The sequence below is a fragment of the Streptomyces sp. NPDC005898 genome (genome assembly GCF_040629635.1).
Lineage (GTDB): Bacteria > Actinomycetota > Actinomycetes > Streptomycetales > Streptomycetaceae > Streptomyces.
Genome location: NZ_JBEXWC010000011.1, coordinates 51,168 through 76,743, shown reverse-complemented (window position 1 = coordinate 76,743; position 25,576 = coordinate 51,168). Strand labels below are relative to the sequence as shown.

Genomic DNA, 25,576 nt, shown 5'->3' with positions numbered 1-25,576 from the left:
GACAAGGGAGTTGCCGTGCTGGGCCTGCTGTTAGCCGTGGTGATGGGCCTCGCCGTGGCCGGCGCCTGCCAGGGCGTCCGGATGTACCGCGCGGACGCCAAACTGCCGTCCGACCTGGCCCTCGCCCTGGAGGTCGGTGGGACCCGCGTCTCGGCGGCGGGCTCGGCGGTGGACCGCCTCGGCATGCGCTTCGCACCGCTCGTCCTGCGCCTCATGGGCCGAAAACGGGTCGACGCCAAGCGCCGCAGGATCGACATGGCGGGCAACCCCGGGGGCCTCACGATCGACCGCTACGCGGCGCGGCGCGCGGTCTACGGCATCTTCGGCGTCGTCCTCGGCCTGGTCTTCCTCACCAACGGCTCCCCGCTCCTCGGCCTGCTGACCTTCGCCTTCGGGGCGACGGCGGCGGACGCCCTGATCTGGCAGGCCGTCCGCGAACGCCGCGAGGTCATCGACCGCACCCTGCCGGACTTCCTGGACGTCCTGGCGGTCGTCGTCTCGGCCGGCCTCGGCTTCCGCCAGGCGCTGGACCGGGTGGCGGAGCGGTACGAGGGTCCGTGGGCGGACGAACTGCGCATCACGCTGCGCCAGATGGACATGGGCGTCGGCCGCCGCCAGGCCTTCGACGAGCTGCGCCGCCGCAACGCCTCCGAGCAGGTCGCGCAGTTCGTCTCCGCGCTGCAACAGGGCGAGGAACTGGGGTCCCCCATCGCGGACACCCTGATCCAGATCGCCACGGACATGCGGCGCACCGACGCCCAGAACTCCCGGCGCCGGGCGGCGAAAACGATCCCCAAGGCGACGATGGTCACCCTGGTCTTCATGCTGCCCGCCACGATGATCCTTATCGCGGCGGGAATGTTCCTCGGCTCGGGCTCGGACTTCGGTTCGATTCTGGGGCGCTGATGAGCGGGTTTCCTCAACTGCCAGCAACTGTGCGAAACCCCTTCGCGGCTGCAATGCGATGTGGGACAGTCGGAGCTGAGCTCACGGTTCGCGGGAGGGGACTTCGTGCATGGTGATCTCACCGAGGGGGAAGGTAATCCGCCAACTTGCGGGCCGGGCACCCCGGAAACCGCATACGTCGCGCGGAGTTGCTGCCGACGTACGCCGTGTGGCGTACGTTGCCTCTGACCACAAAGGGCGCGGTATCGGGTGGGAGAGAAGGAGCCGTCGTGCTGAAGGAACGCGTGCTCGAAGTCTGGGTCGACTGGACGGTGACGGTGACATCCCGCATCCGAGGGAGGGATCGGGACGCGGGGGCGGGGTTCGTGGAGTATGCGGGGCTCATGATTCTTATTGCGGGGATCTTCACGTTGATCGACCAGCTCGGGCTGGATGGAACGATCTCCGGAGCCATTGGGGACGCGGTCGACGACGTGGTCGGTGGTGGCTGACAGGCCGCCTTCGAAGTGACCAAGGGCAGAGCCTTCTCATCTGCATCTGGTTGACGGGGATTCTGCTCTTCGTCGCATTCGCCTTCTTCGCTTTCGCTCAGGCGGCCTCCGCGCGCAATGGCGCCCAGTCCGCCGCTGACGCGGCCGCTCTGGCGGCGGCCCAGGAGTCGAGGGACGATCTGGTCGAGGGGCTTGGCCTGTCCATCGGGCAGGGAGACGACTGGCTCGACTGGCTGACGGGGTACGAGATCACCGGCATGGGCACGGCCCAGGCGGCGGCCGACGCCCTCGCGGCGGAGAACGATTCCCGGACCCGGGGTGTCGAGCCGGTCGAGGTGAAGGGATACCCCGGGTTCCGTGTAGCGATCGAGACCAATTACACGGTGGGTGATTCGATCATCCCAGGCACCGAGACGCAGCACGCCAAGGCCGATGCGACCGCTGTCGTCAAGCCACGCTGTCATGTGGATCCCTCGGCGGATCCGAAGAAGGACGTGAAGTTCGTCTGCGACGGTGAAGGGTCCTTCGAGATCGACCCGGAGGAATTCGACCCGGATGACCTTCCTGACCCGTCCGTGCTCTTCTCTGTCCACTTGGTCGACTGACCGGCGATCGACGAAAGAAGGAAGCGGTAGCGATGAGTGTTCGGCGCACCATGATGGCCCGCAGGGCAATGACCGCTGTGGCGATCACCACCGGGCTGGTCCTCACGGTCGCTGGCTGCGGCAGTGGGGATGACGGTGAAGCCAGTTCGGAGAAGGCGAGCCCTTCTTCATCAAAAACTGGTGGAAGTCACGGAGGCGATGAGGGGAAGCCGAACGATGCTTCCTCGACCGACAGCGTATTGGCGGAGTCCAAGGACGGCGAGGTCAGCATCACCATCCATTCGGCTGTCCGGGACGGAGGTGGCTTTGTCACGGTCTCCGGCACGGTGAAGAACAACGGAGACCGGTCATGGTTGGGTGCCAACTGGGCCAGTGACGAGCGGGAATTGAGATCCAACGGTGGATCTCTCTCGGGAGCCAGTCTGGTCGACAACGAGGGGAAGAAGAAGTACCTCGTTCTCAGGGACACGTCAGGGCGGTGCCTGTGCACCAAGTTCGATGGCCGGGTGAAGCGGGGAGACACCGCCGACTGGTACGCCCAATTCCCCGCCCCCCCGGAAGGCACGACCAAGGTCGATTTCCAAGTAGGCGCCATGCCCCCCGCCCCCCTCGAAATCTCCGACGGCGAGTGACCCATGACCCGCCACCCCCACCGCGCAAGCGCCGCCGCAACCCTCGCGCTGGCCCTCCTCTGCCTCACCCCCGCCCCCGCATGGGCCGACGGCGGCCCCAGCACGCCCCCCGGCAGCACCACCACCTCCCCGCCCCCCGAGGTCGACGCCAACAGCCCGGGGCTGAAGCTCGCCGACGGCGCCACGCTCGCGCCCGCGAAGGTGCTGGACATCAAGTCCGTCGTCGAGGACCTCGGCGGTGAGGAGCGCCGCGAGGACACCAACACGGACGTGAAGTTCGCGCTCCAGGCGGAGGTCCTCTTCCCCAAGGACAGCGCGGAACTGAACCCCGAGGCGAGCGCCCGCATCAAGGCGATCGCCGAGGAGGCCAAGGCGCAGAAGGCCACGGACGTCCGGGTGTTCGGCTTCACGGACAACCTCGGCTCCTACGGCCACGGCAAGAAGCTGTCCAAGCGCCGCGCCGAAGCCGTGCACGACGAGCTGGCGGGCCACCTCGGCCCCCAGGTCACCTTCTCCGTACGCGGATACAGCGAGGACTACCCCATCGCGGACAACGGCTCGGAGGAGGGCCGCAAGAAGAACCGCCGCGTCGAGGTCTCCTTCCCACGCGGAGCGACCGGTTCGGGCGGAGCGACCGGTTCGGGCTGAGCGAGGCGGGGCGGGGGTGCGGGGACGCGACACCCCGCCGCGGGTCGGCGGCCCCGCCGTGAGCCCGTAGTGCCAGGCTTCTCCCATGAACAACGGCCCCACCGCCCCCAGTGACCGACCCGACCCCACCGCCTTCGACGCCCTCGTCGCCGAGGCGCAGGCCGCGCCCACCGAGGGATGGGACTTCTCCTGGTTCGAGGGGAGGGCCACCGAGGCGCGCCCCTCCTGGCGGTACGCCGAGGCGATGGCGCGCCGTCTCGCGCGGGCGCGGGCCTCGCTCGACGTCCAGACCGGCGGCGGCGAAGTGCTCGCCTCCGCCACCACCCTGCCGCCGCTCGCCGTCGCCACGGAGGGCTGGCCCGCGAACGTGGCCAAGGCGACCGCGCTGCTGCACCCGCGCGGCGTCGCGGTCGTCGCGTCCCCGGAGGACGCCCCGCTGCCGTTCGCCGACGGCGCCTTCGACCTGGTCACCAGCCGCCACCCGGTGCGGGCCCGCTTCGGCGAGATCGCCCGCGTGCTGCGCCCCGGCGGCACGTACTTCGCGCAGCACGTCGGCCCCGCCAGCGCCTTCGAGGTCGTCGAGTACTTCCTCGGGCCGCAGCCGCCCGAGGTGCGCGCGGCCCGCCACCCCGACCGGGAGCGCGCCGAGGCCGAGGCGGCGGGCCTGGAGGTCGTGGACCTGCGGGCCGAGCGGCTGCGGATGGAGTTCTTCGACGTCGGGGCCGTCGTCCACTTCCTGCGCAAGGTGGTGTGGATGGTCCCCGGCTTCAGCGTGGAGGCCTACCGGCCGCGGCTGCGCGAACTGCACGAGCGGATCGAGGCCGAGGGCCCCTTCGTCGCCCACAGCACCCGCCACCTCTTCGAACTCCGCAAGCCTCCGCACCCGTAGGGTCGGCCGCGCGCGGTCGGTACTGTCGGTCCGGTAAGTGTCCCGGTGAGCCGAGGAGTCGCCGTGCTGAAGGCAGGGAAGTCGTACGCGTGCGGGCTGGACGCGGCGGTGGACGTCGTCGGCGGGAAATGGAAGCCCATGATCCTGTGGGCGCTGCACGCGGGCCGGACGCTGCGCTTCGGGGAGCTGCGGCGCGGCGTCCCCGGCGTCAGCGAGAAGATGCTGATCCAGCAGCTGCGGGAGCTGGAGTCGGACGGCATCGTGCACCGCGAGGTCTACCGCCAGGTGCCGCCGAAGGTCGAGTACTCCCTGACCGACCTCGGCCAGTCCCTCAACGCGGCCCTGCGGCCCCTCGGCGCGTGGGGCGAGCGGCACATGGAGGAGATCGTGGCCGGCAAGGCGCGAAAGGGGAGCTGACGGCCCATCCGGGCACAGTTCGCCTACGCGTCACACCGTCAGGTAGGCCCACGAGGGTCCCGAACAGGCCCCCGCGGGCCCCAAAATCGAAGCCTTGATTCCGCATCGTTATCAATACTGGCTCGATCTGCTCCTCGCCGTCCCGTAAGTTCAGACCAAGGCTAATTCGCGTGAGCAAAGCTCCGTGGGCGGTGCCGTGCGGTGGAGGGGGCTGCACGGCACCGCGAGCCGTCACCCCGCACCACGTCAAGTCTGCGAACGTTCCCGGGGTCCCCCGTGCGGAGTACGGCACCGCCCGGCCGAAACCAGCCCCCGAACCCCGGATTCCGCAGGCAGAACGGCCTCTCGCAGTCGCCGTCCGGTGTCGGAGAGTAGTTGCGGCGCGCCAATGCACGCAGAATCACTTACGAAGGGTTATGGTGGAAACCCCCCCTCGGGTCGGTCCGTCTCCCCCCCACGGACCGGCCCGTTTTTTGTGCCCGCGTCCCCGCGCCGGACGATCAAGGCCCCGGAACCCGACGATCGCCGGGCGATGACGGCGCCGGAACCCGACGATCAAGGTCGCCGCACCTCGTTATCGTCAGGGACATGTCGAACGACTTTCCCTCGCCGCAGCCGCCCCCCAGCACCCCGCAGCAGCACCCCCAGGAGGGCCTGCCCGCCTACCCCGGCCCCGCCCAAAACCCCGCGTACGCCTACGGCCCCACGGCCCCGCAGCGGATGCCCGGCGCCGTGCGCGCCGCGCAGATCGTGCTCTGGGTCCTCGCCGGGCTCGTCCTGCTCGGCTCCGTCGTCATCGCCGCCACCGGCGACGCCGAGACGGCGGGCGCCGCCGTCGGAGTGAACGTGCTGGTCATGGTGGCCGCGGGCCTGGCCCTGCGGTTCCAGCGGGCCGGCGGCGGCACCCGCGTGGCGTGCATCGTCCTGATGGCGCTGCAGACCCTGAGCGCGCTCGGCGGCGCGGCCAACGGCAACCCCGGCGGCCTCCTGCCGCTGCTCGGCGCCATCGCGGTGATCGTCCTGCTGGCCCGGGGGGACGCGGGCGCCTGGTTCGACCGCCCGCGCCCCGGGCACTGACCGGCCGGTGTCAGCCGCGCCCGGCCCAGATGTTGGTGCCGGGCGTCGACACCGCGAAGGTGTCGATGGCGGCCAGTTCCGTCTCCGTCAGCTTCGGGCCCGCGAGCGCCGCCACGTTCTCCTCCAGCTGCGCGACGCTGGAGGCGCCGATCAGCGCCGACGTCATCCGCTCGTCCCGCAGCACCCAGTTCAGGGCGAGCTGGGCGAGCGACTGGCCGCGGCCCGCCGCGATGTCGTTGAGCCCGTTCAGCCGGCGCACGACCTCCTCGCTCAGCAGCTCGGGGTCCAGGGACTTGCCCTGCGTGGCGCGCGACCCCTCCGGGATGCCCTTCAGGTACTTGTTCGTGAGCAGCCCCTGCGCGAGCGGCACGAAGGAGATGCAGCCCATCCCGGCCCGCTCCAGCGTGTCCAGGAGGCCGTCCTCCTCCGTCCAGCGGTTGATCATCGAGTACGACGGCTGGTGGATGAGCGCCGGCACCCCCATCTCCCGCAGCAGCCGCGCCGCTTCGGCGGTCTGCTCGCTGTTGTACGAGGACACGCCCACGTAGAGCGCCTTGCCCTGGCGGACGGCGGACGCGAGCGCGCCCATCGTCTCCTCCAGCGGGGTGTCCGGGTCGAAGCGGTGGGAGTAGAAGACGTCGACGTAGTCGAGGCCCATCCGCCGCAGCGAGGCGTCCAGCGAGGACAGCAGGTACTTGCGGCTGCCCCACTCGCCGTACGGGCCGGGGTGCATGAGGTACCCGGCCTTGGTCGAGATGACCAGTTCGTCGCGGTAGGGGGCGAAGTCCTGCGCGAAGAGCTTGCCGAAGTTCAGCTCGGCCGAACCGGCCGGCGGCCCGTAGTTGTTCGCCAGGTCGAAGTGCGTGACGCCCAGGTCGAAGGCGCGGCGCAGGATCGCGCGCTGCGTGTCCAGGGCCTTGTCGTCACCGAAGTTGTGCCAGAGGCCGAGGGAGACCGCGGGCAACTTCAGGCCGCTGCGGCCCGTGCGCCGGTACTCCATGGTGTCGTAGCGGTCCGGGGCCGGGCGGTACACGAAGGTGTCGTTCATGAGGATGAAGCTACTTCAGCGGCGGGCACCCGACTTCGGAGGGCGGCCCGCGCAGCGGTAGGGTGTCGCCCTCGGGGACTGCCCTACGCACACCCCTTGGGACCACCATCTGCTGGAGGGGCTGACACACGTGAACCTGCGCGACCTGGTGTACGGACTTTACGCACGCCGGGTGGAAGGCCGCCTCGACCACGACCAGGTGCCCAAGCACATCGGGGTCATCCTCGACGGCAACCGCCGCTGGGCGAAGGCGTCCGGCGGGACCACCGCTCAGGGCCACCAGGCGGGCGCGTACAAGATCGAGGAGTTCCTCGGCTGGTGCGCGGAGACCGACGTCGAGGTCGTCACGCTGTGGATGCTCTCCACCGACAACTTCGACCGGCCCGAGGAGGAGCTGACCCCGCTCCTCGGCATCATCGAGGCCACGGTCCGCTCCCTCGTCGCGGACGGCCGCTGGCGCGTGCACCACGTCGGCGCGCTCGACCTGCTGCCCGCCCGCACGCAGGCCGTCATGAAGGAAGCCGAACAGGCCACCCATGACAACACCGGGATACTCGTCAACGTCGCGGTGGGCTACGGCGGCCGCCAGGAGATCGCCGACGCCGTGCGCTCGCTGCTCCTGGACCACGCCGACAAGGGCACGAGCCTGGAGGAGGTCGCGGAGAGCGTCGACATCGACCTCATCTCCAAGCACCTCTACACCAGCGGCCAGCCGGACCCCGACCTGGTGATCCGCACCAGCGGCGAGCAGCGCCTGTCGGGCTTCATGCTCTGGCAGTCCGCTCACTCCGAGTACTACTTCTGCGAAGTCTTCTGGCCGGCCTTCCGGAAGGTCGACTTCCTGCGTGCGCTGCGCGATTACGCCGCCCGCCACCGCCGCTACGGCGGCTGACCCGCGTACGCCCCTGAGGTCGGGGTAACCCGGAGTTAACCAACGCGTCGTCATATGCCTTGGCATGGCCGCGCTTGTTCGAGGGAATAAGCCTTCCAGGTCGACGTCCGCGCAGTGTCCGAAAGGGACGTCGTATCTCAGCGGACGGCGAACAGCCGTCCGCCCGGGAGGCCCCTTGCACCAGGACGACCGTGTGAACAGCGCGGGCGACGTGGAGGGCCGGCGCTCGGCCCGCGCATCGCGGCCGCGTCCGGCCTGGATCACACCCGCCAGTCCGCCCGGATTCCCTCCCGTCGCTCCCCGACCTCATCCGAGGGGGTACGTCCTTCCGTGGTGACCAGCACAAAGCGCCGCATGCCCGACAGGCGCACCTATGTTCTCGACACCAGCGTCCTGCTGGCCGACCCGAACGCCCTGACCCGCTTCGACGAGCACGAAGTCGTGCTGCCCGTCGTCGTGGTGACGGAGCTGGAGGCCAAGCGGCACCATCCGGAGCTCGGCTACTTCGCCCGGCAGGCCCTGCGCCTGCTGGACGACTTCCGCGTCCGGCACGGCCGCCTGGACGCCCCGATCCCCCTCGGGGACCTGGGCGGCTCGCTGCGCGTCGAGCTCAACCACTCCGATCCCGGCGTGCTCCCGGCCGGCTACCGGTTGGGGGACAACGACTCCCGGATCCTCGCCGTCGCGCGCAACCTCCAGGCGGAGGGATACGACGTCACGGTCGTCTCCAAGGACCTGCCGCTGCGGATCAAGGCGTCCTCCGTCGGGCTCCTCGCCGAGGAGTACCGCGCGGAACTGGCCATCACGGACTCCGGCTGGACCGGCATGTCCGAACTGGCCCTGACGGCGGAGCAGGTGGACCTCCTCTTCGAGGAGGACCACCTGTACGTGCCCGAGGCCGCCGGCCTGCCCGTCCACACCGGCCTGACCATCCAGTCCGAGCGGGGCAAGGCCCTCGGCCGCGTCACCGCCGAGGGCAACGTCCGGCTCGTGCGCGGCGACCGGGAGGTCTTCGGCATCAAGGGCAGGAGCGCCGAACAGCGGATCGCGCTCGATCTGCTCCTGGACCCCGACATCGGGATCGTCTCGATGGGCGGCCGCGCCGGCACCGGCAAGTCGGCGCTCGCGCTCTGCGCGGGCCTGGAGGCCGTCCTGGAGCGCAGACAGCACCAGAAGGTGATGGTCTTCCGCCCGCTGTACGCGGTCGGCGGCCAGGAACTGGGCTATCTGCCCGGCACCGAGGCCGAGAAGATGGGCCCCTGGGCGCAGGCGGTCTTCGACACGCTCGGTTCGGTGGCCGGCAAGGAGGTCATCGAGGAGGTCACCGCGCGCGGCATGCTGGAGGTGCTGCCGCTCACCCACATCCGCGGCCGCTCGCTGCACGACGCGTTCGTGATCGTGGACGAGGCCCAATCCCTGGAGCGGAACGTCCTGCTGACGGTGTTGTCCCGCATCGGGGCGAACTCCCGGGTCGTCCTCACCCATGACGTCGCCCAGCGCGACAACCTCCGAGTGGGGCGCTACGACGGCGTGGTGGCCGTCGTGGAGAAACTGAAAGGGCATCCGCTCTTCGCACACGTGACCCTCACCCGTTCGGAGCGCTCGCAGATCGCGGCCCTGGTGACCGAAATGCTGGAGGACGGTCACATCTGAGTCAGTTCACGCTGTATGCCCGGCAATTGACGCCGTCCGGTGAAGCCAAGGAGCCTAGCCGGGCGGCGTTGTCGTGCGCGCCTCTTTCCGAAAAACTCCTGGGGCAAACGGGGTGTGAGCTTTCCCACGCAACGGAGAATTGCCTTGCGGTGTCCGGCTGGGGCAGAGTCTCAGTCCTGTCAGGCCCCGCATGCGACACACCTGTACCCCCAGCGGTACTGAACCCCAGAACTTCATAGTGGCCGTCGCATGCCGCCCGAGCACCACGCGGCGCTCCCCTTGGGGGAGTTGTCCACCGGGCCCGTGCCTCCCGTGACCGATCGCAAGCGGAGGCCAGCGCCAGGGGCACGATTGCGTCCGCGAGGTCACCTATGCGGGCGATGCTGGAAGGAAACCGTGTGAGCCGGATTTCGGTCCGGGGATTCGCCGTGGCGTCCGCCACCGCGGTCACCACCGTCGGAGCCGTCGTGGGTGTCGCCTCGGGCAACACCCAGCCCTCGAACTCGAACGACTTCGAGGCAGCGGCGAGCGACGCGACCCTCCTCGCAGAGATCCCCTCGGGCCAGCAGGCCCAGGTTCAGACCGCGTCCCTGACGCAGCAGGCCGACGCGCAGGCCATGGCCGCCGACACCGCCGCCAAGAAGACCGCCGCGGAGGAGGCCCGCAAGCAGGCCGCCGCCTCGGCGATCGAGAAGCAGAAGGCCGCGGAGAAGGCGGAGGCGGCCGAGAAGGCGCAGAAGGCCGCCGCGAAGAAGGAGAAGGAGCGCGAGGAGAAGGCCGAGACCAAGGCCAGCCGTTCCTCCACCCGCGACGCCGGTGACTTCTCGCCGCAGGGCTCCTACACGGTCGCCCAGGTCCAGGCGATGGCACGGCAGATGGTCCCCGGCGACCAGTTCCAGTGCTTCAGCAACATCGTCAACCACGAGTCCACGTGGAACTACAAGGCGTCCAACGCCTCCTCGGGCGCCTACGGCCTCGTCCAGGCGCTGCCCGGTTCCAAGATGGCCTCGGCGGGCGCCGACTGGCAGACCAACCCGGCCACGCAGATCAAGTGGGGCCTGAACTACATGAACGACCGCTACGGCAGCCCGTGCGGCGCCTGGGGCTTCTGGCAGAACAACCACTGGTACTAGGCCACGATCGGCGGCCGTACCGCGCTCGACTCGGGAGACCCTCCACCGTCCTTCGGTGGGGGGTCTCTCCCGTGTACGGTCGGTGCGGACAGCCGCGGGGGGAGTGGTGGGGAAAGACGGGGGTAGAGGACGGATCATGTCGCGAATGCCAGGGTGGCTCGGCCGGCTGGGAGCCGGACTGAGCGAGGTGGGCCAGAAGTTGAACGAGCAGCGCGACAAGGACATCGACGAGTCCGACGACGTGCCGGGCGCGGAGCACGAGCAGGTGCCGCCGCCGCCCGCGTACGCACCGGACGTGGCGGCCAGACCCGACCCCGCGGCGGCCGTGCCGTGGGGGATGCGGGTCGCCGCCGAGGCCGGCTGGCGGCTGCTGGTCCTCGCGGGCACGCTCTGGGTCCTGATGAAGGTCATCAGCGCGGTGCAGCTCGTGGTGCTGGCCTTCGTGGCCGCGCTGCTGATCACCGCGTTGCTCCAGCCCACGGTGGCCCGGCTGCGCAGGATCGGTCTGCCGCGCGGCCTGGCGACCGCGGTCACGGCGATCCTCGGCTTCGTCATCATGGGCCTGGTCGGCTGGTTCGTGGTCTGGCAGGTCATGGAGAACGCCGACAAGCTGTCCGGGCAGGTCCAGGACGGCATCGAGGACCTGCGCAAGTGGCTGCTCAACAGCCCCTTCCACGTGACCGAGGACCAGATCAACGACATCGCCACGAGTCTGCGTGACGCGGTCGGCGCCAACACCGAGGAGCTGACCTCCGCGGGCCTCGAAGGCGTCACGGTCATCGTCGAGGCGCTGACCGGCATCCTGCTCGCGATGTTCTCGACGCTGTTCCTGCTGTACGACGGCCGGCGCATCTGGCAGTGGTTCCTCAAACTGGTGCCGGCCCAGGCGCGGCCGGGGATCGCCGGCGCGGGCCCGAGGGCTTGGCGCACGCTCACCGCCTATGTGCGCGGCACGGTGATAGTGGCCATGATCGACGCCATCTTCATCGGCCTCGGCATCTACTTCCTCGGGGTGCCGATGGCGGTCCCGCTGGCCGTCATCATCTTCCTGGCCTCGTTCGTGCCGCTGGTCGGCGCCGTGGTCTCCGGCGCCCTCGCGGTCGTCGTCGCGCTCGTGACGCAGGGCGTGTTCACCGCGGTGATGGCGCTGCTGGTGGTCCTCGCCGTGCAGCAGATCGAGGGGCACATCCTGCAGCCGTTCATCCTCGGCCGCGCGGTGCGGGTGCATCCGCTGGCGGTGATCCTCTCCGTCGCCGCGGGCGGCATGGTCGCCGGGATCGGCGGGGCGGTCGTGGCGGTCCCGCTGGTCGCCGTCACGAACACGGTCGTCGGCTATCTGCGCGCGTACTCCCGCGAGGCCGCGCTGAAGCAGGCGCCGCGGCCCCGGGGCGCCACGGCGACGGAGGTCTCCGCCTCCGATCCGCCGCCGCAGCAGTAGGCCGACACACGGGAAAGGGGCCCGGAACCATAGGTTCCGGGCCCCTTTTCCGTGTTCTGGGCCGACTGTGCCTGGTGATCAGGCGAGGTGGGCCTCGGAGTCCAGCGTGACGCCGACCGCCTGGATGACGGCGGCGATCTTGAAGGCTTCCTGGATGGTCTCGCGGTCGACGCCGGCCTTGCGCAGGACCTGCTCGTGCGAGTCCAGGCACTGGCCACAGCCGTTGATCGCGGAGACCGCGAGGGACCACAGCTCGAAGTCGACCTTCTCCACGCCCGGGTTGCCGATGACGTTCATCCGCAGACCGGCGCGCATGGTCCCGTACTCCGGGTCGGAGAGCAGGTGGCGCGTGCGGTAGAAGACGTTGTTCATCGCCATGATGGCGGCGGCCGACTTGGCGGCGGTGAACGCCTCGGGGGAGAGGTTCGCCTTCGCCTCGGGCTCCAGCTCGCGCAGCACCCGCGGGGAGCGGGACGCGATGGCGCAGGCCAGCACGGTGCCCCACAGCTGCTGCTGCGGCAGGTCGCTGTTGCCGATGACCGAGCCGAGGTTGAGCTTCAGGTCCTTGGCGTAGTCCGGTACGGCGGACTTCAGTTCGTCGAGTGCCATGTCAGTAGCTCCCGTTCACTCGCCCGAGAGCAGCGCGACCGGGTCGAGGGTCTCGTCGCCCTTGCTCCAGTTGCAGGGGCACAGCTCGTCGGTCTGCAGGGCGTCGAGGACCCGCAGGACCTCCTTGGGGTTACGGCCCACGGAACCGGCGGTCACCATCGTGAACTGGATCTCGTTGTTCTGGTCGACGATGAAGACGGCGCGCTGCGCGAAGCCGTCCTCGCCCTCGATGCCGAGGGCACGCATCAGCTCGTGCTTGGAGTCGGCCAGCATCGGGAAGGGCAGGTCGGTCAGGTCCGGGTGGTCCTTGCGCCAGGCGTGGTGCACGAACTCGGAGTCACCGGAGAAGCCGAGGATCTGGGCGTCACGGTCGGCGAACTCGTCGTTCAGCTTGCCGAACGCGGCGATCTCGGTCGGGCACACGAAGGTGAAGTCCTTGGGCCACGCGAAGACGATCTTCCACTTGCCCTCGTAGGTCTTGTGGTCGATCTGCTCGAACTCCGCGCCCTTCTCCAGGGAGACACAGGCGGTCAGGTCGAACTCGGGGAACTTGTCACCGACAGTGAGCACACGTACTCCTTGCGACAGAGAAACGCCCTTTTGAGGAGTTTCCTGGGGGGTTGGACTGATGCCGATGGTGGCACAGGGGGCATTGATTAGGGAAATAGCTAGAGTGGGTCGTGTTGATCGGAGGTGGCTATCAGTGAGAGCCATAAATAGGGGCAGGCAGAACGGCGGCAGGCAGCCCAGCCTGGCGCAGCTGCGCGCCTTCGCCGCGGTGGCCGAACATCTGCACTTCAGGGACGCCGCCGCCGCGATCGGGATGAGCCAGCCCGCGCTCTCCGGCGCCGTGGCCGCCCTGGAGGAGGCCCTGGGCGTCCAGCTCCTGGAGCGCACCACCCGCAAGGTGCTGCTCTCCTCGGCGGGGGAACGCCTGGCCGTACGGGTCAGGGCCGTCCTCGGCGAGGTCGAGGCGCTCCTGGAGGAGGCGGACGCCGTCAAGGCGCCCTTCACCGGGGCGCTGCGCCTCGGCGTGATCCCGACCGTCGCACCGTACCTGCTGCCGACGGTGATCGCGCTCGTCCACGAGACCTACCCGGACCTGGACCTCCAGGTGCACGAGGAGCAGACCTCCTCGCTGCTCGACGGGCTCACGGCCGGACGGCTCGACCTGCTGCTGCTCGCGGTGCCGCTCGGCGTCCCGGGGGTGACGGAGCTGCCCCTCTTCGACGAGGACTTCGTGCTCGTCACGCCGCTCGACCACTGGCTCGGCGGCCGCGAGGGCATCCCCCGCGAGGCGCTGAAGGAGCTGAACCTGCTGCTGCTCGACGAGGGGCACTGCCTGCGCGACCAGGCGCTGGACATCTGCCGGGAGGCGGGCCGCGCGGACGCCCCCGTGACCACGACCGCCGCCGGGCTCTCCACGCTCGTCCAGCTCGTCGCCGGCGGTCTCGGGGTGACGCTGCTGCCGCGCACCGCCGTGCGCGTGGAGACCAGCCGCAGCAACCAGCTGCTCACCGGGTACTTCGCCGACCCGGCGCCGACCCGGCGGATCGCGCTCGCCATGCGGACGGGCGCCGCGCGGGCCGCCGAGTACGAGGAGCTGGCGCAGGCCCTGCGGGGGGCGGTGCGGCCGTTGCCGGTGCGGGTGGTGTGACCCGCACCGGCGACAGCCGCCTGCCGCAAGGGGCTACTCCGAGCGCAGGCCCTCGGGCCGCATCATCCGCCACAGCGGCGGCAGGCTGAGCAGCGTCACCAGGGCGACCAGCACCGCGCCCGCCGCGGTCAGGGGCACGAACAGCCACCAGTCGGTGACCGACTTCCGGATCATGCGGACCATGACATGACCGAGGCTCAGGCCGCCCACGACGGCGAGCGCGAGGCCCACCACGACCGGGATCGCCGTCTGCCACAGCACCGACCACGCCATCGAGCCGCGCCGCGTGCCGAAGGCGCTGAGCACCGCCAGCAGGCGCCTGCGCTCGCGCAGTTGCTCCAGCGTCGACACCAGCATCGAGGCCGCGATGAGCGTCATCGTCGCCAGCGCGCCGACCTGGAGGCCGGTGTGCACGGTCGCGTACTGCTGGTCGCGCTCGACCTCGCGCAGCGTCATCACGCCGAGGAACGGGTCGAGGCGGGCCGCGGTGTTGCGGACGTACTCCTCGGCGTCCGGGACGTCCGGGTCGATCTGGATCATGGCGCTCGTCGTGGCGTCGACCAGCTTGGCCCGATCGACGGCGCCCGGAGTGGCGTAGACGCCGTCGTGGAGTTCGCCGCCCGGGTCGGGCCGGGCGCGGACCTCGCGCGCGTCGGCGGGCAGCGTCCACAACTGGTGCCGGTGGCCGGGCTCGTCCCAGCTCACGGGGTTCAGGTCGAGCTGCTTGCCGGGGCGGGCCGACTGGTCCACCCACCGGTTCATCTCCTTGTCCCCGGTGTGCACGACGAAGGTGTCGCCGTCCCGGCAGTCGCCGATACGGGCCAGCTCGCGCAGGTTCGCGCAGGTGCCGACGGTCAGCTCCGTGGTGGGCCGCATGGGGTTCTCGCCGGCGAGCTTGCCGGGCTTGACCGCGTACGTGCTCACCGTGGCGATGACCCGCCTGACACCCTTGGTCGCACGGAACCCCTCGATCATCTCGTCGGCGAGCGCGGCGTCGCCGACGTCCGCGCGCACGGAGATCTTGGCGCGGGCGGTGTCCACCCCGGTCACCCGGTTGAAGTCGTCGTGCATCGCGCCGAACAGCATCTGCAGGGCGACCGCGCCGGCCACCGCGACCGTGATGCCGCTCACCGCGCGGGCCGCCGTGCCACTGCTCAACTGGAGCCGTCGTACGGCCAGTTGCCAGGGCACCGGGCCGCCGCGCAGCCGGGACACGCTCGCCTCGACGAGCCAGGGCAGCAGCGCCGCGAGGCCCACCAGGGTCAGGGTCGCGCCCGCGCCGATGCCGAGGACCGGTGGCGCGTAGTCGCCCCCGGCGCGTCCCGAGGCCAGCAGGATGCCGAGTCCGAGGACCGGGATCAGCACGCGCCACCACAGCCGGCGCCTGCGGACCTTGGCGCTGCGGACCACGCCCAGCGGCTCGATGGACACCGCCCGCAGCGAGATCAGCGTGACGGCGACGGCGGTGACCGGGACGGCCGCGAGGACCAGTGCGGCGAGCGCGGGCACCGGCGTCAGGTCGGCGGGGAAGGCGCTGATCTGCCACATGTCGACCGTGCCGACCAGCTGCCGCGAGGCGAGGAACAGCACACCGCCCACGGCGAGACCGAGCAGCGCGCCGCACAGGGCCTCACCCGCCGCGATCCACCGCACCGTGCGGGCGTCGGCGCCGACCAGGCGCAGCGCGGCGAGGCGCCGGTCGCGCCGCTCGCCGCCGAAGCGGACGGCGGTGCCGATGAAGATGACGACCGGGGTCAGCAGGACCACGCACATCAGGACGACGAGGACGACCAGCAGCGGGTCGAAGGGTTCGGCGGGCTCCTGGTGGCCGAACTCGGCGACGCGGTGGCCGCCCTTGGCCTGGGTCAGGGCGGCGGAGCCCGCGTAGAAGTAGCGCTCCTGGGGGTGGACCAGGCCCGCGTCGCCGATGGTGCCGACGACGCGGTAGGCGCTGAAGCGCTCCTTCAGCAGGGCGCCCTCGGCGCTGTCGAGGAGGTCGCGCAGGGCGGGCGAGACGACCATCTCGCCGTCCGCCGGGATCTTCTCCAGGCCGGGCGGCAGGACCGGGTGCCGGCCCTCGGCGCGCAGGACGCGGCCGCCCACCGTGGAGTCGCGGAAGTCGGTCGGGGCGTCCCGCTGGAGGACGGTGGAGTCGCTCCGTTCGGTGGGCCTGCCGGAGAAGTCGTCGCCGGAGCGGGCCGCCGTGTGGTTCTCACGGTTCTGCAGCAGGTTCGGCACGGAGGACGCGCCGAGCAGCAGGGCCACGCCGAGGCCGACGCCGACGGCGGTCAGGATCGTGCGGGTCCAGCCCTCACGGCCCCCGCCGACGGCGAAACGTATGCCCAGGGCGAGGTCGTGGAGCACGCCGCGGCTGCCCGCCGGGGCGGCCGGCGGAGGGGGCGCGGTGCGTGCCCCGGCGCGGGTGGCCCGGCTCATAGGGCGGGCTCCATGTCGCGCGACCTGCCGTCGCGCACGACGACCTCGCGGTCGGAGTAGGCGGCGACCCGGGTCTCGTGGGTGACCAGGACGACGGCGGCGTTGGTCGAGCGGGCGGCGTCGGTCAGCAGTTCCATGACGCGCTCGCCGTTGAGCGAGTCGAGGGCGCCGGTCGGTTCGTCGGCGAAGACGACGCGCGGGCCGGGGGCGAGCGCGCGGGCGACGGCGACGCGTTGGCCCTGGCCGCCGGAGACCTCGCCGGGGCGCTTGGCGGCGACGTCGTCGACCTCCAGGCGCTCCAGCCACGTGCGGGCGGCCGCCTCGGCGTCCTTGCGCTTCACACCGTTGAGCCGCAACGGCAGGGCGACGTTCTCGACGCAGGTCAGCTCCGGCACGAGCTGCCCGAACTGGAAGACGAAGCCGAACTCGCCGCGGCGCAGCGCGCTGAGCGCCGCGTCCGGCATGCCGGTCAGTTCGCGGCCGTCGTAGGTGATGGAGCCCTCGTCGGGGCGGACGATCCCGGCGAGACAGTGCAGCAGGGTCGACTTGCCGGAGCCCGAGGGGCCCATGACGGCGACGACCTCGCCGGGGTGGATGGAGAAGGCGGCGCCGTCGAGGGCGGTCGTGGGTCCGTAGGCCTTGCGCAGTGCGCGCGCCGTGAGAAGGGAACCTGCGGGGGTCATGCGGGGCGCACCTCCTGGGCGAGCCTGCCGAGGCGCGCGGCGGCCAGTTCCAGCCAGCGCAGATCGGCTTCGAGATGGAAGAGCGCGTGGTCGCAGATGAGCTGGTCGGCGAGGTCGCCCTTGCGCTTGCGGTCGGTGAGGACGCGCATCAGGCGCAGGTGTTCGGCGCGCTGCACGTCGAGGAGTTCGGCGGCGTCGCGGCCGGTGAGGAGCGCGAGGACGACCTTGGTGTAGAGGGTCGACTGGAGGTAGGGCTCCGGCTTCTCGGGGGTGGCGAGCCAGCGCTGGACATCGGTGATGCCGGCCTCGGTGATCGCGTAGCGCTTGCGCTCGGGACCGCCGCCCGCCTCGATGCCGTCGACCTCGACGAGGCCGTTCTTCAGCAGGCGGGACATGGTCGAGTAGACCTGCCCGTAGTGCAGCGGCTTGTCGTGCCCGAACTTCGCGTCGAAGGTGCGCTTGAGGTCGTAGCCGTGCCGGGGACCGGACTCCAGAAGACCCAGAAGGGTGTGGCCAATGGACATGCCGAGCACTCTACATCGTGTGTATACGTGCGATGTATACGCCCCGTGTAGAGCGGGCTCCCGCATTTCTCCCGGAGATCACGAGTGCGAGAAGAGGGCAACCTTCCGGGGCCGGAAAACGTCGGTTCCTAAGGGCGGGTGCTCATTGTCACGTCCGCAAAAGACCGGATCGGATGACCTTTGTCCCCAGGTGCGGTGTTAGCTTCATGAGCTGACCAAAGACAAGCTGACTTGCCAGTGAGAAGACGGGACGTACGAGGCGTACGGCTCGTACGAGACGGAAGCGGAGCACTCTCAGTCATGGGCCGAGCCGAAGAACGACAAGCGCGGACGCGCGGTGCCCGCAGGGCAGCGCGCGGGCGCCCGTCCGGCGGCAAGCGCACCGGCATACGCCGCTTCTTCACCTGGAAGAAGCTCCTCGGGACGTTCCTCGGGTTCTGCCTGCTCGGCATACTCGGTTTCGTGATCCTGTACATGGTCGTCGACATTCCCCAGGGGAATGCCGCGGCGAAGATGCAGAGCAACGTGTACCGGTACAGCAACGGCGACGTCATCGCCCGCACCGGTGACGTGAACCGCGAGATCGTCGACCTGTCCAAGGTCCCGAAGCCGGTCCAGAAGGCCTTCGTCGCCGCCGAGAACAAGTCCTTCTACAAGGACGAGGGCGTCGACTTCAAGGGCACGGCCCGCGGTGTGCTCAACACGGTGACCGGCAAGGGCAAGCAGGGCGGCTCCACGATCACCCAGCAGTACGTGAAGAACTACTACCTCAGCCAGGACCAGACCGTCAGCCGCAAGCTGCAGGAGCTGGTCATCTCGCTGAAGGTGGACCGCGAGAAGAGCAAGGACTACATCCTCGCGGGTTACATCAACACCAGCTACTACGGCCGCGGCGCCTACGGCATCCAGGCCGCCGCCCAGGCGTACTACGGCATCGACGCCAAGGAACTGGACGTGGACCAGGGCGCCTATCTCGCCGCCCTCCTGCAGGCCCCGAGCCAGTACGACTGGACCTCCGCCACGCCGACCGGCAGGAAGCTCGTCAAGCAGCGCTGGAACTACGTCCTGGACAACATGGTCGAGGAGGGCTGGCTCGACGCGGGCAAGCGGGCGAAACTCGTCTTCCCCAAGCCCGAGCCGCCCAAGCCCCCGCCCGGCCGCGAGGGACAGATCGGCTACCTCGTGGAGGAGGCCAAGCGGGAGGTCCTGCGCAACAGCGGCCTCACCGAGGCCGAGTTCGAGGCCGGCGGCTACACCGTGACGCTGAACATCGACCCCAAGAAGCAGAAGCAGCTCGAACAGGCCGTCGACAGGAAGCTGAACGACAAGCTCGACCGGAAGCACAACAAGGCCGACGCCCGCGTCCAGGCGGGCGCGGCGTCCGTCGACCCGAAGACCGGCAAGGTGCTCGCCATGTACGGCGGCGAGGACTACGTGAAGCACTTCACGAACAACGCCACCCGCCGCGACTACCAGTCGGCCTCCACCTTCAAGCCGCTGATCCTCGCCGCGGCCCTGGAGGAGGGCGCCACCACGCGGGACGGCACGCCGATCACGGCGAGCACCGTCTACGACGGCACCAGCGGGCGCCCGGTCCGGGGCAGCGACGTCGCCTTCGCACCGCCCAACGAGGACCACGTCGACTACGGTCCCGTCACCGTGCAGAAGGCGATGAACAAGTCCATCAACTCCGTCTTCGCGCAGATGGGCGTGGACGTCGGCATGCCGAAGGTCATGGAGACGGCCGGCAAGCTCGGCATGGACGTGAAGGGCCTGCCCGCCGTACCCGCCCAGACCCTCGGCTCCATGGGCGCGAGCCCGCTGGAGATGGCGGGCGTCTACGCCACGCTCGACAACCACGGCAAGAAGGTCACCCCGGCCCTCGTCGGCTCCGTCGAGCACAAGGACCGCACGATCGACCTGCCCGACCCGATCGGCGAGGAGGTGGTCAAGCGCGGCACCGCCGACTCGCTGACCTCCGTGCTGACCGGCGTGGTCGACGACGGCACGGGCCACGCGGTGCGCAACCCCGCGCAGGACGTCGCCGGCAAGACCGGTACCTCCGACGACAACAAGTCGGCCTGGTTCACCGGCTACACGCCGAAGCTGGTCACCTCCGTCGGCCTGTTCGGCGAGGGCGCCCCCGGCACCCCCGAGAAGAACAAGCAGGTCTCCATGAAGGGCGCCGGCGGCCGGCCGCGCGTCGACGGCGGCAGCTTCCCGGCCGAGATCTGGGCGGCGTACACGTTCGACGCGATGGGCTCGCCGAGCGAGTTCGACCTCGACACGAACATGGGCGCGGCCATCGCGCCGCCCCCCGAGCCCACGCCGTCCAAGGAGCCGGCCAAGCCGTCGAGCACGCCGACGAAGCCGGAGAAGGACCCCACGTCCAAGCCTCCGACGCAGAGCCCGTCCTCCAAGCCGCCGTCGCAGACGCCGTCGTCCAAGCCGCCGTCGCAGAGCCCGTCGTCCAAGCCGCCCACGCACGAGCCGATGCCCACGGAGACGATCGAGATCCCCGACGATCCCGACGACCGCGGGCCCCGCAGGGACTGACGGCCGCCCCGCGCACGGCGAAAGGAAAGGCGCCCGGAACCTTCGAGGTTCCGGGCGCCTTCCCCGTACGGGCGCTGTGCCCTGTACGGAGGCACTGTGCGCGCTAGCTCCGGTTCACTTCGAACCAGACCACCTTTCCGGTGCTCAGCCGCGTGGCGCCCCAGCGCCGCGCCATCTTGTTGACCAGGTACAGGCCGCGGCCTCCCTCGTCGGTGGCGCGTGCCTGGCGCAGTCGGGGCAGCTGCGGGACGTCGTCGCCGACCTCGCAGCGCAGTACGTCCGTACGGAGCAGCCGCAGCGTGATCGGCCGCGACGCGTACCGCACGGCGTTCGTCACGACCTCGCTGACCAGCAGCTCCACCGAGTCGGTCAGCTCTTCGAGGCCCCAGCGGACCAGCGCGCTGCGGGCCAGCCTGCGGGCGCGGGCCGGTGTCGCGTTCTCCGGTTCCAGGAACCAGTACGCGACGTCGCTCGGCGCGATGCCGTCGAAGCGGGCGGCGAGCAGCGCGATGTCGTCGTCCCGGTCGCCCGGCCCGAGCATGTCGAGCACCTCGTCGCAGAGCGCCTCCAGGGGCGGCGGATGGTCCGGACCCGTCAGCTGGGCGGTCGCCGCGAGGCGTTCGCGCAGCTGCTCTATGCCGGTCCACACGTCCCGCAGCCGGGACTCGACGAGGCCGTCCGTGTACAGCAGCAGCGTGGCGCCCGCCGGGGCGTCCAGCTCCACGGCCTCGAAGTCCACGCCGCCCACCCCGATGGGCGCGCCCGGCGGCACCCGCAGCACCTCGGCACGCCCGCCCAGGTGCAGCAGCACCGGCGGCGGATGTCCGGCGTTGGCGATGGTGATGCGGTGCGAGACCGGGTCGTAGACCGCGTAGAGGCAGGTGGCCATCCGGTCCGAGCCGAGCCGCTGGGCCTGCTCGTCCAGATGGTGCAGGACCTCCTGGGGCGGCAGGTCGAGCCCCGCGAGGGTCTGCGCGGTCGTCCGCAGCTGGCCCATGATCGCCGCCGAGGTCATGGAGTGCCCCATGACATCGCCGACGACCAGGGCGACCCGGCTGCCGGGCAGCGGGATCGCGTCGTACCAGTCGCCGCCGACGCGGGCGGTCTCGGCGGCCGGCAGATAGCGCGAGGCGAGCCGCACCCCGGTCGGGCGCGGCAGCGTCTCGGGCAGCATCGTGCGCTGCAACTCGTCGGCGATGTACGCCTCGCGGCCGTACAGGACCGCCTTGTCGATGCCGAGCGCGCTGTGCGTGGCCAGCTGGGCGGCGACGAGCAGGTCGTCCGCCTCGAACGCGGGGCGGTCCGGGCGGCGCAGGAACACGGCCGCGCCGATCACCCTGCGGCGGCCCCGCAGCGGCGCGAGGATGGCCCGCCGGCCGGTCGGCACGGTCCGCCCCTCGCCGAGCAGTTCGGGCAGCGCCGCCCGGGCCGCCGCCGAGTCCGCGAAGACCGGCCGCACCCCGCGCAGCACCTCGGCGAGCGCGCCGCCGTGCCGCACCTCGCACAGCTCGGCGGTGCCCGTCACATCGGTGACGTCGGGCCGCACCACCTGGAGCGTGGGCAGCGTGCCGCCCTCGGCGCCGGGCTGCTCCTCGGTGCCCTCCTCCAGGGAACGCAGCCGGTCGGTGCGGCGCAGGCGCAGCACCAGCGGGCCCGTGGGCCGCTCGTCGCCGACGGGCAGCGGGTCGCGCAGGTAGACGAGGATCGCGTCGGAGAACGTGGGGACCGTGGCGCGGCACAGGCCCATCACGATCTCGTCCAGGTCGATGCCGCGGGCGATGCGCCGGGTCGCGGCGCCCACGAAGCGCAGCCGGTCGCCGTCGCGCCGCATCGCCGCCGGGCCGGTGCCCGGGGGCCGCGGCTGACCGGTGCGGCGCTCCGTGCCGTCCGGCGGGCCCGCGGGACCGGGCTGCGCCGGCACGCCGTCGGGGGCGGGCCGCGGCCGGCCCGGGTCCGGCTCGGAGGCGGACGGCTGGGAATGCTCACTGGTCGGCGGCACCGATGCTCCCGGGGATGTGTCACGCGCACCCTGTGGCGACTCGCGGGAACGCAGCAGCGCCCCGCGGGGCTCCGCGGGGGCGGTCGGCCGGGCAGCTGGTGCCTTGCGACCCTCGTGGGGGGTGAGGTGCTCCGTCACGCGTCTTGAATCCGTCCGTCCGGGGCTGCGCGCCGTGCGCGCCGTCCAGCGTTGCACGTCGCTCAGCCGCGTCGGCAGTGCAGAAAGATCTGATGTTCCGGATTGGGGCCTTCCCTGCTCGCACGGGACTGCGGGCCCGGGGAGGCGTCGGTGCTCTCGGGAGTGTACGAGTACGTGTCCTCGCCGGTGATCTCGAAGCCCGCGTCCCGCACGACCTGCCGCAGTTCGTCCCGCAGGTATCCCGATACCCGGATCGTGTGCCCCAGGAACGGGATCGGCGCGTCGTCCAGATCGGCCTCGACCATGGACAGCTCCATCAGGCCTCGCGGCCGCAGCAGGCCGTGCAGCCGCCGCAGCGCCCCGGGGATCTCCCGGCGCGGCAGCATCAGCAGGGCGAAGAAGCAGGTGATGCCGTCGAACCGGCCGACGCCGTCGGGCCCCTCGGCCGTGAGGTCCGCGATGTCGATCTGCCGGAACTTGGCGGCCGGTACGTTCTTTTCGGCCAGGGCGAGCATGCCCGAGGAGATGTCCGTGCCGAGGACCGAGTGGCCCTTCTCGGCCAATTGCCGGGCGGTGGGCAGACCGGTGCCGCAGCCCACGTCCAGGACGCGGGATCCGGGCGCCAGCGCGTCGGCCAGAGCGCGTCCGGCGGCGAGCTGGCCCTCCTTGCGCGCGAAGGCGTCGTCGTACTGCTGCCCGATGGCGTCAAAGGCCTCGGCCTGGCCTCTGCGGTCCTCGCTCACGTTCTGCCGCCCCTCGATGACTTCCTGTCAGACAGCGCGCAAACCCACGGAGTTGTTACTGTGCGCCCTTGCGGAGGACGATCCTACGTTTGAACCACGGGGGCGCATCAAGGGTCTCATGAGGACACGCGCGCGGGCGTACGGTCCCAGTCATCCGGCAGGGGCGGTACGCCCCAGGACGGATCGGGGCGCCAGTGCTGCCAGCCGTCCGAAAACGGCGGCCCCCACGCGTGGATCACGTCAAGCGCGGCCCGCCCGGCCGCACGCACGTCGGCGGCCTTTCCCGCGTCCATCAGGCCCACCCGCAGCGCCTCGGCGAACTCGTCCTCGTCGTGCCAGCGCCAGCTGCCGTCCGGGCGCACGGAGATGTCCAGAAAGTGATCCTCGGAGTCGACGCCGGCCGCCCACCGGACGCGGGGCTCCTCCAGGTTCACGTACCAGTTCTTGAACTGCCAGCCCTGGTCCCAGAACAGCCAGACCGACCACGGCTCGCCGGGACGCGCCAGCTTCAGGACGCCGGTGCCGAACCAGCGGTCCCTGCGGATCGCGCGCGGCTTGGTGTAGCGGGTCGCGAGGGGCTCGTGGTGCAGCGGGGTCCCGTCGGCCAGCACGGGCTTGACGCACTCGGTGCCGGGCGCCATCCACACGGCGAGCAGGTCCGGGCTGTCCTGGACGACGGTGACGGGGCGGCAGATGTGCACGCGGTCCCCGGCGTTCTCCCGGTAGCGCCACAGGATGTGGTCGCCGGGGGCCCACCGGGCCGCCGCACCGTCACCGTCCGTCGTCTTCCCGTCGAGGTCTGTCATGGACAGATATTAGACGCCTCTCCGGTGCCGGTCCCGAGCCCCTCGACAGCCTTCACGCCTGGGGGCGGGTCATGCGCAACACGTCCAGGGCCTCGTCCAGTTGCTCCTTGGTGAGGTCGCCCCGGTCGACGTAGCCGGCCTCCAGGACGACCTCGCGGATCGTCTTGCGCTCGGCCAGGGACTTCTTGGCGACCTTGGCCGCCTCCTCGTAGCCGATGTACTTGTTCAGCGGCGTCACGACGGAGGGCGAGGACTCGGCGTACTCGCGGGCGCGTTCGCGGTTGGCGGTGATGCCGTCGATGGTCCGGTCGGCGAGCAGCCGGGAGACGTTGGCCAGCAGCCGGATCGACTCCAGGACGTTCTTGGCGATGACCGGAAGCATGACGTTCAGCTCGAAGTTGCCGGCGGCGCCCGCCGCGGCGACCGTGGCGTCGTTGCCGGTGACCTGGGCGGCGACCATCAGCGCGGCCTCCGGGATGACCGGGTTCACCTTGCCCGGCATGATCGACGAACCGGGCTGGAGGTCGGGGAGGTTGATCTCGGCGAGGCCGGTGCGCGGGCCCGAGGCCATCCACCGCAGGTCGTTGGCGATCTTCGTCAGGCCCACGCCGATGGTCCGCAGCTGCCCGCTGGTCTCCACGATGCCGTCCCGGGCGCCCTGCGCCTCGAAGTGGTCGCGCGCCTCGGTCAGCGGCAGGCCGGTGGCCCGCGCCACCTCGGCGATGACGGCCGCGGAGAAGCCGGGCGGGGTGTTGATGCCGGTGCCCACCGCCGTGCCGCCGAGCGGCAGTTCGGCCAGGCGCGGCAGCGAGGCCTCCAGGCGCTCGATGCCGTACCGCACCTGCGCCGCGTAGCCGCCGAACTCCTGGCCGAGCGTCACCGGGGTGGCGTCCATCAGGTGCGTGCGCCCGGACTTGACGACGTCCGCGAACTCCTCGGCCTTGCGCTCCAGGGCGGCGGCGAGGTGGTCGAGGGCCGGAATCAGCTCGCCGGTGACCGCGCCCGTCGCCGCGATGTGGATCGAGGACGGGAAGACGTCGTTGGAGGACTGCGAGGCGTTCACGTGGTCGTTGGGGTGGACGGGGCGCCCGAGCCGCTCGGTGGCGAGCGTGGCGAGGACCTCGTTGGTGTTCATGTTGGACGAGGTGCCCGAGCCGGTCTGGAAGACGTCGACGGGGAAGTGCGCGTCCCAGCGCCCCTCGGCGACCTCTTCCGCCGCCGCCACGATGGCCTCGGCGACGTCCTCGTCCAGCACCCCGAGCCCCGCGTTGACCTTGGCCGCGGCCGCCTTGATGCGGGCGAGGGCGGCGATGTGGGCGCGCTCGATGCGCTGCCCGGAGACGGGGAAGTTCTCCACCGCGCGCTGGGTCTGCGCCCGCCACTTGGCGCCGGCAGGGACCCGCACCTCGCCCATGGAGTCGTGCTCGATCCGGTACTCGCCGGTGCCGGTGCCGTTCTCGCTGTCGCTGGCGTCGCTGGTCATGCCGTGAACCTACCTCTCCGCTCCGAGGCCGTCGAAAGCCCCGGAAAAGTTGAGCACTTGTCTTGTTCCAGGTATTCCCAAGACCTCTACCCACCAGTAAAAACCCTGGGTAA

24 protein-coding genes are annotated in these 25,576 nt (G+C 70.8%); 14 read left to right on the top strand and 10 right to left on the bottom strand.

The window, feature by feature from the left end; all coding sequences use genetic code 11:
• Nucleotides 1–15: 15 nt before the first annotated feature.
• From ABZ385_RS17065 to ABZ385_RS17030, 8 genes are all read left to right on the top strand, one after another.
• Nucleotides 16–906 carry a DUF5936 domain-containing protein gene (locus ABZ385_RS17065; RefSeq protein WP_358581904.1) on the top strand — a complete coding sequence of 297 codons (891 nt, stop codon included), beginning with the start codon at nt 16–18 and terminating at the stop codon, nt 904–906.
• Between the two features lie 284 nt (nt 907–1,190).
• Complete coding sequence (locus ABZ385_RS17060) at nt 1,191–1,397, top strand: hypothetical protein (protein ID WP_358912095.1); 207 nt, start codon at nt 1,191–1,193, stop codon at nt 1,395–1,397.
• A complete protein-coding gene (locus tag ABZ385_RS17055) occupies nt 1,394–2,002 on the top strand; it encodes a pilus assembly protein TadG-related protein (protein WP_358912094.1) in 609 nt (202 codons plus the stop codon). Before ABZ385_RS17060 ends, ABZ385_RS17055 begins: the two co-directional genes overlap by 4 nt.
• 32 nt (nt 2,003–2,034) lie before the next feature.
• A complete protein-coding gene (locus ABZ385_RS17050) occupies nt 2,035–2,634 on the top strand; it encodes a hypothetical protein (RefSeq protein ID WP_358911983.1) in 600 nt (199 codons plus the stop codon).
• A 3-nt stretch (nt 2,635–2,637) separates the two neighbouring features.
• Nucleotides 2,638–3,282, top strand: coding sequence for an OmpA family protein (locus ABZ385_RS17045; protein WP_358911982.1), 645 nt, complete (start codon nt 2,638–2,640; stop codon nt 3,280–3,282).
• 85 nt (nt 3,283–3,367) lie between these two features.
• Nucleotides 3,368–4,171, top strand: a complete 804-nt coding sequence (locus ABZ385_RS17040) for a class I SAM-dependent methyltransferase (protein ID WP_358911980.1) — start codon at nt 3,368–3,370, stop codon at nt 4,169–4,171.
• Between the two features lie 63 nt (nt 4,172–4,234).
• Complete coding sequence (locus ABZ385_RS17035) at nt 4,235–4,588, top strand: helix-turn-helix domain-containing protein (protein WP_358581895.1); 354 nt, start codon at nt 4,235–4,237, stop codon at nt 4,586–4,588.
• 588 nt (nt 4,589–5,176) lie between these two features.
• Nucleotides 5,177–5,665, top strand: a complete 489-nt coding sequence (locus tag ABZ385_RS17030; protein ID WP_358911978.1) for a hypothetical protein — start codon at nt 5,177–5,179, stop codon at nt 5,663–5,665.
• 10 nt (nt 5,666–5,675) lie between these two features.
• On the opposite strand, the gene mgrA is transcribed toward ABZ385_RS17030, so the two are convergent.
• Nucleotides 5,676–6,713 carry an L-glyceraldehyde 3-phosphate reductase gene (mgrA, locus tag ABZ385_RS17025; protein WP_358581890.1) on the bottom strand — a complete coding sequence of 346 codons (1,038 nt, stop codon included), beginning with the start codon at nt 6,711–6,713 and terminating at the stop codon, nt 5,676–5,678.
• Nucleotides 6,714–6,843: 130 nt separating this feature from the next.
• Between mgrA and ABZ385_RS17020 the strand changes: the two genes are divergently transcribed.
• The 4 genes from ABZ385_RS17020 (at nt 6,844) to ABZ385_RS17005 (ending at nt 11,829) form a co-directional block, all read left to right on the top strand.
• Nucleotides 6,844–7,605, top strand: coding sequence for an isoprenyl transferase (locus tag ABZ385_RS17020; RefSeq protein ID WP_358581888.1), 762 nt, complete (start codon nt 6,844–6,846; stop codon nt 7,603–7,605).
• Nucleotides 7,606–7,935: 330 nt separating this feature from the next.
• Entirely contained in the window at nt 7,936–9,258 is a 1,323-nt protein-coding gene (locus ABZ385_RS17015) for a PhoH family protein (protein ID WP_358581886.1), read from the top strand.
• Nucleotides 9,259–9,638: 380 nt separating this feature from the next.
• Nucleotides 9,639–10,391: a lytic transglycosylase domain-containing protein gene (locus tag ABZ385_RS17010; protein ID WP_358581884.1), complete on the top strand. Its 753-nt coding sequence runs from the start codon at nt 9,639–9,641 to the stop codon at nt 10,389–10,391.
• 136 nt (nt 10,392–10,527) lie between these two features.
• Nucleotides 10,528–11,829, top strand: a complete 1,302-nt coding sequence (locus ABZ385_RS17005; RefSeq protein ID WP_358581882.1) for an AI-2E family transporter — start codon at nt 10,528–10,530, stop codon at nt 11,827–11,829.
• A 78-nt stretch (nt 11,830–11,907) separates the two neighbouring features.
• Here ABZ385_RS17005 and ABZ385_RS17000 read toward each other — a convergent pair whose 3' ends face one another.
• Together ABZ385_RS17000 and ABZ385_RS16995 are read right to left on the bottom strand one after the other, a co-directional pair.
• Nucleotides 11,908–12,438, bottom strand: a complete 531-nt coding sequence (locus tag ABZ385_RS17000) for an alkyl hydroperoxide reductase (protein ID WP_358581880.1) — start codon at nt 12,436–12,438, stop codon at nt 11,908–11,910.
• Between the two features lie 15 nt (nt 12,439–12,453).
• Entirely contained in the window at nt 12,454–13,008 is a 555-nt protein-coding gene (locus ABZ385_RS16995; RefSeq protein ID WP_358581878.1) for a peroxiredoxin, read from the bottom strand.
• Between the two features lie 142 nt (nt 13,009–13,150).
• Here ABZ385_RS16995 and ABZ385_RS16990 point away from each other — a divergent pair, with 142 nt between their 5' ends.
• Nucleotides 13,151–14,095 carry a LysR substrate-binding domain-containing protein gene (locus ABZ385_RS16990; RefSeq protein WP_358581959.1) on the top strand — a complete coding sequence of 315 codons (945 nt, stop codon included), beginning with the start codon at nt 13,151–13,153 and terminating at the stop codon, nt 14,093–14,095.
• Between the two features lie 33 nt (nt 14,096–14,128).
• Here the strand turns inward: ABZ385_RS16990 and ABZ385_RS16985 are convergent, their stop codons facing one another.
• From ABZ385_RS16985 to ABZ385_RS16975, 3 genes are read right to left on the bottom strand one after another with little or no spacing between them, the layout of a single operon-like run.
• Nucleotides 14,129–16,531 carry an FtsX-like permease family protein gene (locus ABZ385_RS16985; protein ID WP_358581876.1) on the bottom strand — a complete coding sequence of 801 codons (2,403 nt, stop codon included), beginning with the start codon at nt 16,529–16,531 and terminating at the stop codon, nt 14,129–14,131.
• The gene (locus ABZ385_RS16980) at nt 16,528–17,214 is read right to left on the bottom strand and encodes an ABC transporter ATP-binding protein (RefSeq protein ID WP_358581874.1); all 687 of its coding nucleotides are present in this window, start codon (nt 17,212–17,214) and stop codon (nt 16,528–16,530) included. The genes ABZ385_RS16985 and ABZ385_RS16980 overlap by 4 nt, the downstream gene beginning before the upstream one ends.
• Complete coding sequence (locus tag ABZ385_RS16975) at nt 17,211–17,738, bottom strand: PadR family transcriptional regulator (protein ID WP_358581872.1); 528 nt, start codon at nt 17,736–17,738, stop codon at nt 17,211–17,213. Before ABZ385_RS16975 ends, ABZ385_RS16980 begins: the two co-directional genes overlap by 4 nt.
• 300 nt (nt 17,739–18,038) lie before the next feature.
• On the opposite strand from ABZ385_RS16975, the gene ABZ385_RS16970 reads away from it, so the two are divergent.
• Nucleotides 18,039–20,294: a transglycosylase domain-containing protein gene (locus ABZ385_RS16970; RefSeq protein WP_358581869.1), complete on the top strand. Its 2,256-nt coding sequence runs from the start codon at nt 18,039–18,041 to the stop codon at nt 20,292–20,294.
• 103 nt (nt 20,295–20,397) lie between these two features.
• Here ABZ385_RS16970 and ABZ385_RS16965 read toward each other — a convergent pair whose 3' ends face one another.
• From ABZ385_RS16965 to ABZ385_RS16950, 4 genes are all read right to left on the bottom strand, one after another.
• Nucleotides 20,398–22,293, bottom strand: a complete 1,896-nt coding sequence (locus ABZ385_RS16965; protein WP_358911976.1) for an ATP-binding SpoIIE family protein phosphatase — start codon at nt 22,291–22,293, stop codon at nt 20,398–20,400.
• Nucleotides 22,294–22,493: 200 nt separating this feature from the next.
• Nucleotides 22,494–23,174, bottom strand: a complete 681-nt coding sequence (locus ABZ385_RS16960; protein ID WP_358911974.1) for a methyltransferase domain-containing protein — start codon at nt 23,172–23,174, stop codon at nt 22,494–22,496.
• Between the two features lie 116 nt (nt 23,175–23,290).
• Entirely contained in the window at nt 23,291–23,980 is a 690-nt protein-coding gene (locus tag ABZ385_RS16955; RefSeq protein WP_358697953.1) for a DUF402 domain-containing protein, read from the bottom strand.
• Between the two features lie 52 nt (nt 23,981–24,032).
• Nucleotides 24,033–25,463, bottom strand: a complete 1,431-nt coding sequence (locus tag ABZ385_RS16950; protein WP_358697954.1) for a class II fumarate hydratase — start codon at nt 25,461–25,463, stop codon at nt 24,033–24,035.
• Nucleotides 25,464–25,576 lie beyond the last annotated feature (113 nt).

Excerpts from the sequence above, each read along its gene's own strand:
- ABZ385_RS16970 (WP_358581869.1), top strand. The coding sequence starts at position 18,039 with ATGGGCCGAGCCGAAGAACGACAAGCGCGGACGCGCGGTGCCCGCAGG.
- ABZ385_RS16975 (WP_358581872.1), bottom strand. The coding sequence starts at position 17,738 with ATGTCCATTGGCCACACCCTTCTGGGTCTTCTGGAGTCCGGTCCCCGG.
- ABZ385_RS17045 (WP_358911982.1), top strand. The coding sequence starts at position 2,638 with ATGACCCGCCACCCCCACCGCGCAAGCGCCGCCGCAACCCTCGCGCTG.
- ABZ385_RS17050 (WP_358911983.1), top strand. The coding sequence starts at position 2,035 with ATGAGTGTTCGGCGCACCATGATGGCCCGCAGGGCAATGACCGCTGTG.
- ABZ385_RS17030 (WP_358911978.1), top strand. The coding sequence starts at position 5,177 with ATGTCGAACGACTTTCCCTCGCCGCAGCCGCCCCCCAGCACCCCGCAG.
- ABZ385_RS16950 (WP_358697954.1), bottom strand. The coding sequence starts at position 25,463 with ATGACCAGCGACGCCAGCGACAGCGAGAACGGCACCGGCACCGGCGAG.
- ABZ385_RS17000 (WP_358581880.1), bottom strand. The coding sequence starts at position 12,438 with ATGGCACTCGACGAACTGAAGTCCGCCGTACCGGACTACGCCAAGGAC.
- ABZ385_RS16955 (WP_358697953.1), bottom strand. The coding sequence starts at position 23,980 with ATGACAGACCTCGACGGGAAGACGACGGACGGTGACGGTGCGGCGGCC.
- ABZ385_RS17040 (WP_358911980.1), top strand. The coding sequence starts at position 3,368 with ATGAACAACGGCCCCACCGCCCCCAGTGACCGACCCGACCCCACCGCC.
- ABZ385_RS16980 (WP_358581874.1), bottom strand. The coding sequence starts at position 17,214 with ATGACCCCCGCAGGTTCCCTTCTCACGGCGCGCGCACTGCGCAAGGCC.
- ABZ385_RS16985 (WP_358581876.1), bottom strand. The coding sequence starts at position 16,531 with ATGAGCCGGGCCACCCGCGCCGGGGCACGCACCGCGCCCCCTCCGCCG.
- ABZ385_RS17005 (WP_358581882.1), top strand. The coding sequence starts at position 10,528 with ATGTCGCGAATGCCAGGGTGGCTCGGCCGGCTGGGAGCCGGACTGAGC.
- mgrA (WP_358581890.1), bottom strand. The coding sequence starts at position 6,713 with ATGAACGACACCTTCGTGTACCGCCCGGCCCCGGACCGCTACGACACC.
- ABZ385_RS17010 (WP_358581884.1), top strand. The coding sequence starts at position 9,639 with ATGCTGGAAGGAAACCGTGTGAGCCGGATTTCGGTCCGGGGATTCGCC.